Annotated in this window: 16 protein-coding genes; 1 reads left to right on the top strand and 15 read right to left on the bottom strand. The window is 40.7% G+C overall.

The window, feature by feature from the left end; translation table 11 throughout:
• Positions 1–39: 39 nt before the first annotated feature.
• The 9 genes from RCG24_RS12605 to RCG24_RS12645 all read right to left on the bottom strand — a co-directional run bounded on the left by RCG24_RS12605 (position 40) and on the right by RCG24_RS12645 (position 10111).
• Positions 40–1491 carry a PstS family phosphate ABC transporter substrate-binding protein gene (locus tag RCG24_RS12605; protein WP_308077150.1) on the bottom strand — a complete coding sequence of 484 codons (1452 nt, stop codon included), beginning with the start codon at positions 1489–1491 and terminating at the stop codon, positions 40–42.
• 339 nt (positions 1492–1830) lie between these two features.
• Positions 1831–3321: a glycerol kinase GlpK gene (gene glpK / locus RCG24_RS12610; protein ID WP_202652865.1), complete on the bottom strand. Its 1491-nt coding sequence runs from the start codon at positions 3319–3321 to the stop codon at positions 1831–1833.
• Between the two features lie 23 nt (positions 3322–3344).
• Positions 3345–4175, bottom strand: a complete 831-nt coding sequence (locus RCG24_RS12615) for an MIP/aquaporin family protein (RefSeq protein ID WP_202652866.1) — start codon at positions 4173–4175, stop codon at positions 3345–3347.
• A 368-nt stretch (positions 4176–4543) separates the two neighbouring features.
• On the bottom strand, positions 4544–5800 hold the full coding sequence (locus RCG24_RS12620) for a sensor histidine kinase (protein ID WP_308077151.1): 1257 nt from the start codon (positions 5798–5800) through the stop codon (positions 4544–4546).
• Between the two features lie 9 nt (positions 5801–5809).
• Positions 5810–6481: a response regulator transcription factor gene (locus tag RCG24_RS12625; RefSeq protein ID WP_308077152.1), complete on the bottom strand. Its 672-nt coding sequence runs from the start codon at positions 6479–6481 to the stop codon at positions 5810–5812.
• Between the two features lie 187 nt (positions 6482–6668).
• Complete coding sequence (locus RCG24_RS12630) at positions 6669–7211, bottom strand: PepSY-associated TM helix domain-containing protein (RefSeq protein WP_308077153.1); 543 nt, start codon at positions 7209–7211, stop codon at positions 6669–6671.
• 53 nt (positions 7212–7264) lie between these two features.
• The gene (locus RCG24_RS12635) at positions 7265–8431 is read right to left on the bottom strand and encodes an ABC transporter permease (protein ID WP_308077154.1); all 1167 of its coding nucleotides are present in this window, start codon (positions 8429–8431) and stop codon (positions 7265–7267) included.
• Positions 8409–9119, bottom strand: a complete 711-nt coding sequence (locus RCG24_RS12640; protein WP_308077155.1) for an ABC transporter ATP-binding protein — start codon at positions 9117–9119, stop codon at positions 8409–8411. Before RCG24_RS12640 ends, RCG24_RS12635 begins: the two co-directional genes overlap by 23 nt.
• Positions 9119–10111, bottom strand: a complete 993-nt coding sequence (locus RCG24_RS12645) for an efflux RND transporter periplasmic adaptor subunit (RefSeq protein ID WP_308077156.1) — start codon at positions 10109–10111, stop codon at positions 9119–9121. Before RCG24_RS12645 ends, RCG24_RS12640 begins: the two co-directional genes overlap by 1 nt.
• A 322-nt stretch (positions 10112–10433) precedes the next feature.
• Between RCG24_RS12645 and RCG24_RS12650 the strand changes: the two genes are divergently transcribed.
• On the top strand, positions 10434–11030 hold the full coding sequence (locus RCG24_RS12650) for a DedA family protein (RefSeq protein WP_308077157.1): 597 nt from the start codon (positions 10434–10436) through the stop codon (positions 11028–11030).
• Between the two features lie 141 nt (positions 11031–11171).
• Here RCG24_RS12650 and RCG24_RS12655 read toward each other — a convergent pair whose 3' ends face one another.
• From RCG24_RS12655 to RCG24_RS12680, 6 genes are all read right to left on the bottom strand, one after another.
• Positions 11172–11663: an RNA polymerase sigma factor gene (locus RCG24_RS12655; RefSeq protein ID WP_308077158.1), complete on the bottom strand. Its 492-nt coding sequence runs from the start codon at positions 11661–11663 to the stop codon at positions 11172–11174.
• A gap of 63 nt (positions 11664–11726) precedes the next feature.
• Entirely contained in the window at positions 11727–13694 is a 1968-nt protein-coding gene (locus RCG24_RS12660) for a DUF6449 domain-containing protein (protein ID WP_308077159.1), read from the bottom strand.
• Positions 13669–14568 (bottom strand): ABC transporter ATP-binding protein, encoded by a 900-nt coding sequence (locus tag RCG24_RS12665; RefSeq protein ID WP_308077160.1) that lies wholly within the window; start codon positions 14566–14568, stop codon positions 13669–13671. Before RCG24_RS12665 ends, RCG24_RS12660 begins: the two co-directional genes overlap by 26 nt.
• Entirely contained in the window at positions 14561–14950 is a 390-nt protein-coding gene (locus RCG24_RS12670) for a GntR family transcriptional regulator (RefSeq protein WP_308079171.1), read from the bottom strand. Before RCG24_RS12670 ends, RCG24_RS12665 begins: the two co-directional genes overlap by 8 nt.
• A 456-nt stretch (positions 14951–15406) precedes the next feature.
• Positions 15407–15961 carry a VanZ family protein gene (locus RCG24_RS12675; protein WP_308077161.1) on the bottom strand — a complete coding sequence of 185 codons (555 nt, stop codon included), beginning with the start codon at positions 15959–15961 and terminating at the stop codon, positions 15407–15409.
• Positions 15962–16046: 85 nt separating this feature from the next.
• Entirely contained in the window at positions 16047–16448 is a 402-nt protein-coding gene (locus RCG24_RS12680; RefSeq protein WP_308077162.1) for a hypothetical protein, read from the bottom strand.
• Positions 16449–16453 lie beyond the last annotated feature (5 nt).

Below are 16453 nucleotides of genomic sequence, written 5' to 3' on the forward strand. Positions count from 1 at the left end.
TAACTTGCTAGATATACTGTTGTGGTGCCTGACACCTGCTCAATTCACTGGTATGTAGCCTATTTTTTCGACAATTTCCTGGCCTTGTGATCCCTGCATCCATTTGAGGAACGGCTGAACCTGCTGCTTTCTGTTATCTTTTAAGGTAATCGCGTAGAGGTTGGCCGTAAAAGGATATTTCCCGCTCCCGATGTTTTTGGGGGTTGGTTCGATGCCATTAATGGCAAGCAGTTTAATATCCGGATTCGGGCTCATGCCAGTGGCAAAAAAGCGAAATGAAAAGCCGATGGAATTGTCATAATTTCGATAATCTGCCACTTGTTCAATGATACCGCCCATTCCTTCAGGAACATCTTCCTTTAATGGCTCGATGATCGGTGTTTCCCCCATAATCTTTTCTAAAAGTGTCTGGCTTCCTGAATTTTTTGGCCGTTGGAAAGCGATTATCCTTGCTTGGTTTCCTCCCAGCTTTGACCAGTTTTTAATTTTGCCGGAATAGATTCCTTTAATCTCAGCTACTGATAAATCATCAACGGGATTTTTATGATTGACGAAAAACACAAATGCTTCCTTACCAATTGGCGTCATAACCAGCTCTTTTCCTGCTTTTTTCGCCATCTCCTGCTGCTCTTTTGACGGCTCGGCGCCGAAATAGATGTCTATTTCACCTGACAATAAGCGTTCATAGGCATAAATCGTGTTGGTAAAAGTGACAACTTCTTTTTCTGCCATCACGTTTTTAATATTTTTATAGGTAGCGTTAGCAAATCCGGAATAGACAGGATAGGCTGCCTCTGCTCCATCCAAAATGGGCATTTCATTTGGATTAGATATTATAAATGAAGACTTTGTATTTAGCTGAGGCAGTTTATTGTCCGGATTCGTCACCTCGTAGGGTGTTAAGTCTGTACTGGAGTATCCGCCTCCATATTTAAATCCATAGGAAGGGAGGACCGTTTTACTGCGATGCCACTCGACAGCTGCCCCAGTTGAAATCGCCAGGGCAAACACAAGCAAAATCGAAAGCAGCTGCTTCTTATGGAACGCAGGACGTAACTTACCAAAAGCAACGGAAGCCATTATTGCTGCTGCAAAGGCCAGTTCATAGACAAGCGGTGCCCATAGAAAAAGTCTTCCTTCCCCCATAAACATGGCCATAAAATAGATCGGAGCCATCGCAATATGAGAAATGCCATAATACCACCAAACTTCGGATCCATAAAATCCCCCGCTAATCAGCATAAAAACAGCCCATAGTACTGCCGTGTAGGCCAGCGGATAAAGAAAAAACAGAACATTATGCCCTGATTTTTCCCATATCTCCTGTTTGATCGAGGCGATAAACCCGGCAAGCAGCCCGCCAACGATAAGTGTAGCAAGTGCACCAATCATCAGAGAACTAACATTCATCATAAAAAAGGCAAGGATAGAAAGAACCAAAGGGATAATGCCAAACCATAAGGACCATAATCGAACCATTTTCTTCAACATCCACAACCCCCAGTGGGATAAATTACTAATAATACAAGTGTAATATTACACTATATATTATAGTATTACAACATAAATTTTCAAAAAATTGGCGCTGCTCAAAAAGAGATTTCTAATTGTGCGGAAGTACTCATAACGCATACTCGCTACCGTTAAACCTGAAATCGCCAATAGCCATTAAGCATTTCAAACAACTGCTCTTGTCTCGTGCCGGTTAAAGTCACCAAAAAGGGCGTTTCCCCTTTTTCTCGTAGTACTTTCCTAATTAGCAAAAAAAGACCACTTCGCAGATAATTAATCTGAAAGTGGCCCTTCCTTTTTTCTAAGGCTGCAAAAATATTATTTAAATACTCTAGCAGCGTTTACAGCTTTTTTCCAACCGGTATAAAGATTTTCTCTTTCTTCTTCGGCCATATTTGGTGTAAAGGCGCGGTCCATATTCCATTGAGCCGCAATTTCCTCTTGACTATCCCAATAGCCAACTGCAAGTCCTGCTAAATAAGCTGCGCCTAATGCCGTTGTTTCTTTAATGACTGGACGCTCTACCGGTACATTTAAGAGATCTCCTTGGAATTGCATTAAGAAGTTATTGGCAACTGCGCCGCCATCTACGCGTAAAGATTTTAGCGAAATGCCGGAATCAGCCTCCATCGAAGTTAACACATCTTTTGTTTGGTATGCAAGGGACTCTAATGTTGCCCGGATAAAATGTTCTTTCGTTGTTCCACGAGTTAAACCGAAAACTGCCCCGCGGACATCGCTGTCCCAATACGGAGTTCCCAGGCCAACAAACGCTGGAACCATATATACTCCATCCGTGGAGGATACCGATGTAGCATATTCTTCGCTTTCAGCCGCATTTTTGAACATCCGTAAGCCGTCACGAAGCCATTGGATAGCAGAACCGGCAACAAAGATACTTCCTTCTAAGGCATATTCTACTTTTCCGTTAATTCCCCATGCGATCGTTGTTAACAAGCCGTGTTCCGATTTTACGGCTTTTTCACCGGTATTCATTAACATAAAGCAACCGGTTCCATAAGTGTTTTTCGCCATGCCTTCTTCATAGCATGCTTGGCCAAAGAGTGCTGCCTGCTGGTCGCCTGCGACCCCGGCAATTGGAACATTGCAGCCGAAGAAATGGTAGTCAACTGTTTTACCATAAACTTCTGATGATGGACGGACTTGCGGAAGCATTGAAGCTGGAACGGTTAGGATGTCCAACAGCTCCTGATCCCATTTAAGTTCATGGATATTGAACATTAAGGTTCTCGATGCATTTGAGTAGTCAGTGACATGAGCTTGGCCGCCGGAAAGTTTCCAAATGAGCCATGTATCAATGGTTCCGAAAAGAAGATCGCCGCGTTCTGCCTTTTCTCTTGCACCTTCTACATTATCTAAAATCCATTTTACTTTTGTGCCGGAGAAGTAAGCATCAATTAATAATCCCGTTTTATCTCTAAATAATTGGTCATAGCCTTTTGCTTTCAAATCTTCACAGATTTCCGCGGTTTGCCGGGACTGCCAGACAATCGCATTATAGATTGGAACCCCTGTATTTTTATCCCAAACTACTGCTGTTTCCCGTTGGTTTGTAATCCCGATACCAGCTACTTGCTCTGGTTTAGTGTTCGTTTCTGCCAAGCAGGTAGCAATAACGGATAAAATAGAACCCCAAATTTCACTTGCATCATGTTCTACCCAGCCTGGTTTTGGAAAATATTGTGTAAATTCCTTTTGAGCGATATGAACAATTTCACCTTTTTTATTAAACAGGATTGCCCGTGAGCTTGTTGTACCTTGGTCAAGAGATAAAATGTATTTTTCCATCGAAATTTCCCCTTTTCAATAGCTTATGCACTAATTTTTTCAGTAGTTGAAGTAAACTCTGGTTCAGGTTTTGTGCCCTTTACTTTAGCAACAGCAAGAACAACAATCGTTACCGCTAAAACAACCCAAAGGCTTGCCGTTGTTTTTCCAAGAAATGCTGCTTTGTAAAATAAACCTCCTAGGCTTCCGCCAAGAATTGGGCCAACAATCGGAATCCAAGAATATCTCCAGTTAGAATCTCCTTTTCCTGGAATTGGAAGGAAGGCATGGGCTAATCTCGGACCAAAGTCACGTGCTGGGTTAATCGCATATCCTGTTGTTCCACCTAGGCTCAAGCCGATGCTGACAATGAGGAAGCCAACGATTAATGGATTTAAGCCATCGGTAAATTTATTTGCACCAATTGCTAGTATTCCTAAAACAAGAATGAATGTACCAATCATTTCACTAATCAGGTTTGCAAAAGTATGAGGAATTGCCGGACCAGTCGCAAAAGTTCCTAATTTCGCACCTGGATCATCTGTCACTTTCCAATGTGGCAGGTATTGGAAGTAGACGAGTACCGCTCCAATCACAGCACCGATAACCTGGGCAATAATATAAGCAGGTACTTGACTCCAAGGAAAGTCCCCTGAGAATGCTAATGCAATCGTCAATGCTGGATTTAAATGCGCGCCGCTAAATTGTCCTACTGCGTAGGCGCCCATTGCTACCGCAAATCCCCAGCCAAATGTGATGACAATCCAACCGCTTCCGTTAGACAGTGTTTTTTTCAAATTGACACCAGCACAAACACCTGCCCCTAACGTAATTAGAATGGCTGTTCCGATTAATTCACCCCAAAATGCTGTCATAAATGTTCCTCCTCTTTTTTCATTGAGATGAAAATATTAAGTAGACTATACAGAAATGAAAGAGGAGACCACAAAGCTTCCCAAAAAAATCAGGGCATTGCGTGATCTCCTCATCTCTTCACTGTTTATCAACTTAGTACCAGTATATTTTCTAATGTAACCGCTGTCAATAAGGTTCACAATATTGACATATATATTACTATTATTACATTGTTGGTGATTTTCAAGTCAAAAACAAGCCCCAAGAGACATCGGGCGTCAAATGCTTACCCTGCTGCAACCCTTACCGGAATAGGTTTTGATTGCTAATAAATTTTGACAGCAGATCTTTGACATTGCCGCCACGAGAAGCTCTTGGAAATAATTTTTTAATTTTTTTGCGCTCTTGGGAAGATCATTTCAATCGCTGTTCCTTCACCCAGCTTGCTTTGAACCCTTGTTTTGCCGTGATGTTTTTCAATAATCCATTTGGCGATCGACAGCCCTAATCCGGTTCCTTCCGCTTTCGTTCTTGCTTTATCACTTTGGAAAAACCGGTCAAAAATCTTGGGAATATCCTGCTCTGGAATTCCAATGCCATTATCTTCTACCTTTAGAAAGATGGACGAATGGCTTTGGTGACAGGAAAGCTGAATTTTTCCTCCTTCACCCGTGTATTTCAAGGCATTATCCAGCAAAATGACGATTAGCTGATGAATTCTTTCTTTATCAGCAACAAAAGTTACAGGCTCAGGCGCGTCCAAAGTAAGCGATTTTTCTTGATATAAGGCAATTTCCTCGTAATCCCGGACGATCTCTTGCAAGAGTCCGTCTAGGCGAAATACCTGTTTGTTCATCTCTAACTGATTTGAGTCGGACCTGGCAAGTGTTAGCAGGTTCGCCACAAGCTTGGAAAGACGTCTGGACTCATTTGAGATCGTAGAGATATCATGTATTTTATCCTGAACGGTAGCCTGCGGGCTGCGAAAAAGCAATTCTGTCTTAGCCTGAATAACGGCTAGGGGAGTCCGCAGCTCATGTGAAGCATCAGACACAAATTGCTGCTGTTTTTGCCAGGCGTTCTTGATCGGAACCAAGGCTCTCCCCGCCAAAAAGTATCCTGACCCAACTGCAAGAATGATGCCCACCCCACAGCCTATTATAATAATGAGAAAAAGTCTATTTAATAATTCTTTTTCCGAGTTCACATTACGGATAAATTGAACGGTTACTTTCCCTATATCAGTATCTACTTCGAAAGCAATATAACGATAGGAGAAGTTCCCCACGGATACATCCTCTAAAGAATTCAGCTTTTTCGGACGGATTTTCTTTTCATAATCTTGAAACAATTGAGAATCACGTGTTTGGTCAGTTATCAGCTGGTGATTCTGATCCCATATTAAGGTCATAATCCGCGGATCTCTACGAATAAACTTGGGTCCCTGAGGCACAATGCTTGGATCATCCATATCATCAGGTGAACGCTGTTGAAAATGCTGAATGGAATCTACTAATGAACGGTTTACGTCTAGGTATAATCTACTTTCAGTATAAAAATAAATGATGCTTCCTAGAATAGCAATCAGGATAATCAGGACGAGTGAATTTAATAATGTAAGCTTAATATGGGTTTTTCGAAACATGGACTATCCCTACTTTTCATCCAGCATATAGCCAACACCGCGAATCGTTTTAATATCAGAATGATAGCCAAATGGTTCAAGTTTTTTTCTGAGGTGATGCATAAATACCTCAACAATCGCAATTGTTGTATCAGAATCAAAGCCCCATACACGATCATAAATTTGTTCTTTTGTCAAAATAGCACCCTTATTCTGGATTAAATATTCCAGCAATTCATATTGCTTTGCAGTCAGTTTAATCGATTCTCCATCCACATGAATATCTTTTTCTTTGCCAAATAATTCAATGCCACGATATTGAATCGTTTGATTAGTCGTTAAGCTGCCGCTCCGTCTTAATAGGGCCCGGATCCTCGCCTTTAATTCAGCGGCCTGAAATGGCTTGACCAAGTAATCATCGCCGCCGCTGTCCAGTCCTTTCACACGGTCCTCGAGTGAATCGCGTGCGGTCAAAAATAGAACCGGTATTTGCAGGCCTTCCTTACGAATCGTCTGTAACACTTCAAAACCGTCAATTTCTGGGATCATCACGTCTAACACGATGGCGTCATGAATATTCTGCCTTGCTAAAAATAAGGCGTCCTCACCGTTTGACGCTTGGTCCACCTCAAATTCATCAGATAAAAGTTGAACAATTGATTCTAATAAAGGAAGATTATCTTCAACAACCAATAAACGCATGTTTACAGCTCCTCAAAAAAATACTAGCTTTATTATATATGAAGTGAGCAGTTGCGGTATAGGATACTTGTGTTGCTTCGCTAATAATTATTCAAGATTCGCTAATAAATCATATAATTCGCTAATATAAGGTTTAAATTCGCTAATAAACGGTCTACTTTCGCTAATAAATTGGAGTCGATTCATGTTAAACAACTGTTCGCTCCACCTTTGTTTTTTTCCTTTTTTTGTCTGCCCCCAGGATCTTAATTGATAAATAGATCCCTGTTCCTGTTAAGAGCATCATGGCGATGGCAATCAGGTCAATAAGCCATTTTATATCTGTTGTTCCAATTCTTCCTTCATGCAGGCCTCTAACGATCCCCATAACAGATTGGGTGCCAGCTCCTTCTCCTTTAAATCCACCTCTTCCATATGCTCCGCCAGCTCCCGGAAATTGGCCGTTTGTGCCATTATTGTTCTGACCATTGGTATTAGGTTGAGCGGTAGCCTGAGACTGGTCATTTGCCTGACTTTGAGTTGTCCCCGATTGGGAGCTTGACGCTGAAGTGGTACCCTGCTGATTCAGATTCGCCGGTATCTGTCCGGGCTGGAAATTGCCTCGTTCTTCTAATTGTGACTGGCCAATCAACCACGGTTCATTCATAATCAAACCCGTTAGCGATTCCATAAAAATAAAAATTGAGCTAATTAATCCAATCCATAAATGTGCAGTTCGTGTTTTTTTCATACTTATATAACTCCTCCTTGAAAAATATCTTTATTGGATGTCAGGCATCATTTTTATTGATAACGAAGTGCCTGAATTGGATTTAGTTTGGATGCTTTGTTAGCTGGGAATACGCCAAACACAACTCCGACTACCAGTGAGAATAGGAATGAGTAAAGAATGACTGATGTAGAGAAAGAAATGCTCATGCTTGTTAAGGTTGAGACCAGTTCTCCCAAGCCAAGTCCTGAAAGTATTCCAATAATGCCGCCCAGCGCACTTAGAACAACAGCTTCAATTAAAAACTGCAGCAGGATATCCCGGCGTTTTGCACCAATTGCTTTACGGATGCCAATTTCTTTGGTCCGTTCCGACACTGACACAAGCATTATATTCATGATGCCGATCCCGCCGACAAGTAAGGAGATGCTGGCAATGCCCCCAAGCATCAATGTCATTGTTTCCGATACAGAACTCATCGTATCCATAACGTCCTGTTGATTTGTGACCCCGTAGTCATCACTTTTACCGGGATAAAGGCTGGCCATCTTCATTTTGACTTCATTCATGACGAAGTCCATTTGATCCTCACTTTTCCCTTTTAGATAAACAGTACTAATTGTCGTACTTCCAACTAACCGCTCACCGGTACTCAAGGGGACGATTATGGTATTATCGCCGCCTTGCCCCATCGAACTTCCTTTTGAGGCCAAAACGCCAACAACTTTATAAGAAACACCGTCTAACTGAATATGCTCCCCCACTGGGTTACTTGCCCCAAATAAGGTGGAGGCTGTTTCCGAGCCAAGCACGACGACTTTTTGCCGATATTCTACATCAAGATCCGTGATAAACCGGCCTTGTTTGACCTTTGCATCGCGAACATCGGAATATGCTGCGTTTGTCCCTGTTAAACTGACCTGGGATGTGGTCCTATCTTTTTTGGCCGTTACCCGTCCGGAGACGACCGGTGATATCGCTTTGACACCGTTCAGATCCCCTAATTCACTAATTTTATCTTCCGTTAACTCAAGGTCCGTGCTATAGGTATTTACCGTTAATAGGTTGGTTCCCAATTGATTGATTCGGCTGGTCACATTTTTGGTTGAACCTTGGGCAATCGACACCAGCACGATCACCGAAGCCACCCCGATGATAATCCCCAGCATCGTGAGAATGGATCGCAGCTTATTCGATTTAACACTTTTGAGTGCCATTTTAATGGATTGCAAGATTCTCAAGGAAATCACCTCCATTCTCCTGCAGCCGGCCATCCTGGATACTAACCATTCGTTTTGCCTGCTTGGCAATAGCTAAATCATGCGTAATTAAAATAATCGTATGACCTAATTCATTTAATTCCTGCATCAGTTCGAGGATCTCTCTACTGGTTTTACTATCGAGGGCCCCTGTCGGTTCGTCCGCCAGCAGAATTGACGGCTGCCCGACGAGCGCCCGGGCGATGGCGACCCTTTGCTGCTGACCGCCGGAAAGCTGGCTGGGCATATGCCCTGCCCGATCCTTCAATCCAACCTTCATGAGACTATCCAATGCCCGCAGACGTCTTTCCCCTGCTGGAACCCCGGAATAGATAAGCGGCAGTTCCACATTTTCCAGTGCCGAAAGTTTAGTTAATAAATTAAAATTTTGAAAAATAAAACCTATTTTTTGATTGCGGATCAAAGCTAATTGATTATCATCCATTTCCTCAATATCTTTTCCGTCGAGAAAATAGGAGCCCTGATCGGGGCGGTCCAGACAACCAAGCATGTTCATCAATGTTGATTTGCCTGAACCTGAGGGTCCGATGATCGCTAGGAATTCACCTTTTTTGATCTCAAGCGAAACATTATTTAAGGCATGCACCGTTTCACCACCAAGCTTGTACGTTTTCATCATATTCTTGATTTGTATTATAGGAGTGCCCATTAATTGCCGCTCCTTCCATTGCTGTTGCTGCTGGATCCTTTATTTATTCCGCTTGGAGGCATGCCGCCAGTTATACCCCCCATACCGCCAAAGCCTTGCATCGCACCTCTTTGTTGACTGGACGATGAGCTGTCTGAAGCCAGCTGCGGTAATTGAACGGTTTCTCCTTCTGATACCCCATCAGTAATTTCCACATAATCTTCATTGGCGATACCAGTTTTGACCGTTTGTTTCTGTGTATTGCCGGCAGCAGAAGATGAGCTGTTATCAGTTCCCGCATTTGCTGAAGCAACAAGAACATACTTTTCATTATTACTGGTGTACACAGCATCAACCGGAACATAAAGGGCGTTTTTCTTCGTTTCCGTCAGTATACTTGCCTCCGTGCTCATGCCCACTTTTAAATTTTGCGGTTTATTAAAATGTATCGTTACATCAAATGTTGATGTGCCGTTCTCGGAAGAGCCTTCTCTAGCGACACTCGTCACTTTTCCTGCAAAGGTTTGATCAGGAAAAGCATTGACGGTTACCGTAGCTGTCTGATTCTTTTTCACTTTTGGAATGTCGAGCTCATCAATTTGTACTACGGTCTCTAAATCACTATAATCGGTAAGATGGGCCACAGCCTCTCCTTTTGTTATCCGGTCACCGTCTTTAACGGATACAGTAGTGATGGTTCCGTCAGCAGGTGCCGTAATTGGATCGCTGCCATCTGTGAAGGTGATTAATTCGTCTCCTTCATTTACTTTTTCACCGGCAGAAACTAATACTTCATCAATTTCATTATTATCCTCGTTGGCTGTGATATCCTCGCTGGTCACGGCTGCAACTGAACCTGAGCCGCTGACTTTCACCTCCAGCTTGCCTTTTTGAACCACAGCCGTTCGGACCTGCTGAACAGTTTCCGCGCTGCTCGTTTTCGAGTTATACCACTGGAATCCAACAAACCCAATAACCAGAACACCGATTATGATCCAAATCCACTTTTTCATATACCTATCTCCTTATCCGATGGAATAGCCCGGACCTATTCCATCAGGTTTTATTAGTTCATGAACCCATTATTACGGGCAAACCTTAACTTATCCTTAAAAAAGGCAAAGAATAATATTTATTAACCAAAAGCGATATACTAAAGTGTCTGACACTGTCCCGGGTCAATTATCAAAAGGTCTGGTTAATTTGCTATTCCAATAGGGAACGAGTAGTTAGCTGTTTCCGATGGTGTCAGGCACTACCCTTAACATGTTTTTGATGATGTTGTAAATACTAAACTGAAGAGTTGATAGTTTTTTATTTGGGAAGTGTAAATGGATGCAGTATTTGAGTGGTCTTATTGAGCATTATGGATACATAGGCATTATCCTCGCACTAATTGGCGGTATTATCGGTCTGCCGATTCCGGATGAGGTGCTCCTGACCTATGTTGGATTTAATGTGTATCAAGGAAGGATGTTGTTTGTTCCTGCCCTCCTTAGCGCGTTTGTTGGAGGATTGGGCGGTATCACACTGAGCTATTTGATTGGAATTAAATTAGGCTTGCCGTTTTTAAAAAAATTTGGCCCTAAATTTCATATAACCGAAGAACGAGTAGCACGAACGAGAAAATTATTTGTAAAGTTTGGTCCTTTTCTGCTCTTAATTGGCTACTTTATCCCTGGAATTCGTCATGTTGTCGCCTATCTTTCGGGAATGAACGGCTATACGTATAAAAAGTTTGCCACTTTTGCCTATTTGGGGGCTATGATCTGGTGTCTTACTTTTATTACACTAGGAAGGATGCTGGGGGAAAATTGGACTCAAGTTGGATTCTTTTTATCAAGATATAGTATCTATTTCGTATTCCTTTTAATTGTTGGCTGCCTTATTTACTATACTTATTGGAAAAAATCACGAGCATTTGGAAAATAATTATAGCAGAAGCACAAAGTGCCAACCCCATCATAACGCCGAAACGTAAAGGGATTGGCACTTTATAAGCATTAGAAACTAACTTTATTTTCCATATTGTCCACTGGAGACGGACAAATGTCCACGAGTGGTGTCAGGCACCTAGCCGGTTGGTGTTAGGCACCGTTTTAGTTGTTTTCGGGCACGGTAGAGTCTGGTTTTGACGGTTCCCGATTTCAGCTTGAGGAGGCTGGCGATTTCGGTTTCCTTGAGACCGTATTGGATTTTTAGGATGAGGACTTGCTGTGATTCAACGGACAGCCTTTCCATCGTTCGGTCCACTTCCTCTTGAAAAAGACGGACGCAAACCTCTTCCTCAATATTGTCTCTGTTTTCCATAGTTCCTGCCACTGGTTCTAACATGTCGGAATCGAGTAAATAGCAGCCTTTTCGTTTTTCCAATCTTAGAAAATCAATTGCTGTTCTGACGGTAATCGCGGACAACCAGGCACCGATTTTTGCGTAATCGTCAACCGAATCAATTTTTTTATAAGCCTTCAAAAAAGCTTCCTGAACAATATCTTCCGCATGGAAAAAATCTCTTGTATATTGATAAGCAAGATAAAACATCCGCTGCGAATAGGTTTCATACAACTGATTAAAATCAATCTTACTCAGGTCGTCACCCCCCTGTGAAACTCTTCTTATTTCTTCTAATTAAAAATGCTTTAATACAAAATCCGGCGCATGTTCCTCATCAAAAGACATGATCTCGTAGTAGCCACCAAATTTATAGTAAAAGATTACTTTGTACTCCTTTTCAGTACTTGCTGATACCCGGTTTAGAAGCTCTCCAATCTGCCTTTTATTCTTGATATCCACTGAATTCTCTTTACCTTCCAATTCCTGCTTCAATGCATTTTCAGAAACATCATGATTGGTAGTATCGCTTTTCACAACAAGCACATGTGAAAAATCATCCGCAGTAACAGCTGCCCTGTCTAATAGTTCCTTTTTCTTTAGCCAGTGGGACAAATTTCGATAAATTGGCTTAAAATCCACCGGCTCAACATAATGTTTATTATTTAATAAAAATTCCACCGTCGAACCACGGTCTTGAAAATAAAGGCTGTCCTCATAAGATTCTGCTAAAATATCCGCTCGCAACGTTGAAAGAGCTTCTTTTATTTCTTCTGGATCGGATAAGGTTACCTGTTTATTCAGAGGCCCATTCGCCCTAATATTGACCGTTTTAATTTTTTCTTCCGGCACTTTAAAAATCGGCATGACCGCAAATTTATAGTCCTTTGAATCATAAATAGGTTTGAAAAAATCATCGTATAGCCGTTGATTTACCTGATATTCGCGATTTACCGTCCTGCCATTTTTCAATTTATACTGAATAAAATAATTTACCAAATTCTCATTTTTGTGCTGCTTTAATTGCCGATCGGCAAGAATTTGCTGGTGTAGCCTGCGAACCGCTGTAATATTCGCCTGATCCTTCATCGGTTTCATCCTGATGAATTCATCGTCCTGAACATTATTGATCATATAAAAGGATCGGTCATTTGCCAACTGGACACTTTGAATATCCGCTATATCCGGAACTTTATTTTCATAAATTCCAAGTGTTTTAACCCCGATTACAAGAACGGCAATAATCGCTGCATAGATCGCTAAGCCTTTTACCTGAGCGAAAACCCGCCATGTTTTTTGCAGCACCATTTCTGCAATAAAGTAGCCAAAAAACGCCCCAATCACATAGCCAAAAATGATCCAGGACAAGCTATTATTGGAGACACCGTTGAAATAGGTCCCGCCAACGAGCATCACACAAAATGTTACACCATATTTAAAAATTGACCGCAGTTTTGGAAAGGCAATCGCTTCTGAAGCTTGCTCCACATTCCTTTTTCTATAAAGATAGAGTGCCAGCCAGTAAAAGACTAAAGCCAAAATAAGGTATAGGAAGGTATCTCTCCAGTGAAAAATTGAGCCGTTACGATTGGCCGCATACGTAATTGGTGACAATTTTTCAAGCTGCTGATTTAAAAGAAGATCACTTGGAAAACCATACAGCAATATTTTCAGGTTATAAAACAATAACAAGGTAAAGCCAACCGGAAAAAAAAGAAAAATATATGCCAGTACCGCATTTACCGCAGAAATTCCGGTCAACATAGCAATCATTACACTCACCGTATACAAAAGAATTGCAATTACAACGGTCGTCCCTGCCCAATAAACCAAGTCTTTTAAGTGAAAAACGCTGTCAAGATCAAGAGCCGTATGCATGAAAAGAAGAATCAAGGTGTTTACGGCAACCGGTGCGATTAAAAATACCATACCCGCCAAAGCGTAATGATGAAAGATTTTTTCCCGATTTAGTGGCAGACTGTGCATCATGTCGGAGGCCTGCTTCACATGAAGGAAGCGAAATAGAAACACTGTCAGCACAACTGGTACAATCACAAGCAAGCCAAGTTGAAACTCAAAATTAACTTGAAAAAGAGTTAAATACTCATTGTAATCTTGTGGAAGGCGTTCTTCCGAATACATCATTAGTAATTGAATGGGCAGGATTAACAGCAAACCAAGGAAATACACAATCGAAATCCAGCCGGTGCTTCTGGCGATTTGCTTCATGATTTCGATATTAAACCACGACACTTTTGATGGCATAACCGATATCCCCCATTTCATAAATAAAAATTTCCTCGAGTGTAAGCGGGAGTATGTCAAAAATGACTGGATTTGTCTCACGAATTTGTTTAGCAATCGAATCTTCTTCGCCCTTTACAATGAAGATGCTGACGCTTCCCCGTTTTTCGCTATGAAGGATTTTCAGGCTTCTTAACAATTTGTTCGGGACAGTATCACGGTAAGCAAGCTGTACCTTGTGGGTATCGCTTTTGAGTTCATCCAGTTCTTTTTCAATAATAATTGATCCCTTATGGATGATGCCGATATGGTCGCAAAGATCCTCCACTTCCCGCAGGTTGTGTGATGAAATGAGGATCGTCATTTCCCGTTCGGCGACATCATGTATCAGCAGGTTTTTTACTTTTTTTCTAACGACGGGGTCAAGGCCGTCCAATGGTTCGTCCAAAATCAGAATTTCCGGATTGCAGGCCAGGGCCAAAATAAAGGAAATTTGCCGCTGCCAGCCCTTTGAAAAGGTTTGAATTTTTTTCTGTAAATTCACTTCAAACAGCTTGGCAAGTTTTTCAAAACGTTCCTCGCTCCAGCTTGGATAACAGCTTTTATAAAAACGGGCCATTTGCTTCGTTGTATAGTGGGAAAAAACAAAGGGTTGATCGGGTATGTAAAAGATGTTTTGTTTCAGGCTGGTATTTTCATAAACCGGTTTGCCGTCAATGCTAATCTTCCCTTTGTCCTGGCGGTAAATCCCTGCAAGCAGTTTGATCAAGGTCGTTTTTCCGGCACCATTTGAGCCGATCAACCCATATATCGAGCCTTTTTGAATCGAAAGGTTGACGTTTTGCAATGCTTGAAACCGGTCAAATTGCTTGCTTACATTACTCATCTCAATCATTCTCGTCCCCTCCTCCTTTTGCACTATCTAACTCTTGGATCATTTGAATCAATTCATTCACTGAAATGCCGATGAAGAGGGCCTCCAAGATTAGTTTTTCCAGCTCCTGCTTAATGGTTTTGATTTTTTCTGAATCCCTTATTTTATGGTTAGGATTAACAAAACTCCCTTTTCCTTTAATCGAGTAAATGAAGCCTTGGGTTTCGAGTTCGCGGTAAGCTTTTTGAATCGTATTTGGATTAATGGTCAGTTCCGTTGCTAATGTCCGGACGGATGGGACTTGTTCATCAGGTTTCAATACTTCATTCATGATTAGCTCCTTCATTTTATCAACCAGTTGCTCATAAATCGGCTTACGGCTCCTCATGTCCAGCTCAAACATAACGGACCCCCAATCTGTATTAAGTGTACTATGATTCATAATACAGTTGTATTATATGCTATCCACTGGAAAAATGGAAGACTTATTTCAAAATTTTTGGTGTCAAAGTAGAATTTGAGGAAGGCACTGCTGGATTCTTTGCGGAAGTATTTTCGTTTTCGAAATGAATGAAACGGGGACAATGGTAAGTTTATGGTGTAGCATATAAAAAGCACCTCCTTAAAATGATACTTTTATCGTACTAGGGGGTGCTGTTTTTGTTTTATATACCTTTTTAGAATACGGGATTACCATTCACTGTCTAAGATGTAAAGCCCAAAACAAAACTCCTTTTTGAACCCTTTTCTGGATAGAACTATTTTTTGTCAGGATATGACTTAACAATTTCTTAATAGAACCACCGTTTACCTTGAGATACAAATAGTGGTAAGAGGAGAGCATTAGTCCCCCTCTAACTTAATTACTATATTTTTTCAAATAGCTTGCCTTTTTATATACCAAGAGAAAAAGGTTATAACCTAAAATAATTCCTAAGGAGTTAAGGATAATATCATCAACATCTATGCCTCTACTTCCTAATTTCATAAAAAAGAGAAGAACTTGTCCCAATTCTATAATAAAGGGAATAAGAAAACTAATTAAGAGTATTTTTTTCCAATTTACTTTAACTGAAAATAAAGGAATCAAGAATCCTATAGGAAAAGTAAGTAAGATGTTTCCTAAGATATTTGATATTGCTATATTTAAAGATATCTTTGAATGAATAGCGTTATTAATATATTCATAAATAGTTTTAAAAGGTAAAAAATTAACGGATAGATAATTAAATGATGGAGCTGGAATAATCCAAACAAAGTAGATTAAAAGTAAAAAATAAGTTAACACTACGAACCTTTTACATTCTGTAAACCAATTTATTTTAATTCGTTTTAATATGAAAAAACGAATCAAAGAATAAACAATATAAAATGGAATAACTAAAAAAATGAATGCTTCTAATAACCTAGACATGAAATTCCCTCAATTAATAAATAGTGATAAAGGAGTATAGTTCTAACGGAACCATACTCCACTTTTTTGGAAGACAGAGTGATAACTATTGGTCAATAGTTCCAGATCCTTTTACTCTGCTACCATAACCGGTATCATCATTTTTAGTAACATTTACTGTGTATGTGCCACTACTAATTTTTCCCCAATTTTTAGTATATGAATATCCATCAGCTAAAAATTTTGCACTATAACTTGTAAATAAGCTCTTATAAAGATCAACAGTATAATGTGATTTGGATTTTTGCACAGAACCACTTGCGCTATATGTATTTGCTGTTGCAGTGGTTGATGTTGATTCATTAGACAAAGAGTGTGTTTTAGAACCTTCTACCCTAGCAGAAATGTCAAATGAATAAGAACCAGTGTATGCACTTACAACTCCCGGAATAATTAGACCCAAAACTAATAAACCAGGTACCAATATTCTTTTAACATTCTTTTTCAAAAAAA

Source organism: Neobacillus sp. OS1-32 (assembly GCF_030915425.1).
GTDB classification, from domain to species: domain Bacteria; phylum Bacillota; class Bacilli; order Bacillales; family Cytobacillaceae; genus Neobacillus; species Neobacillus paridis.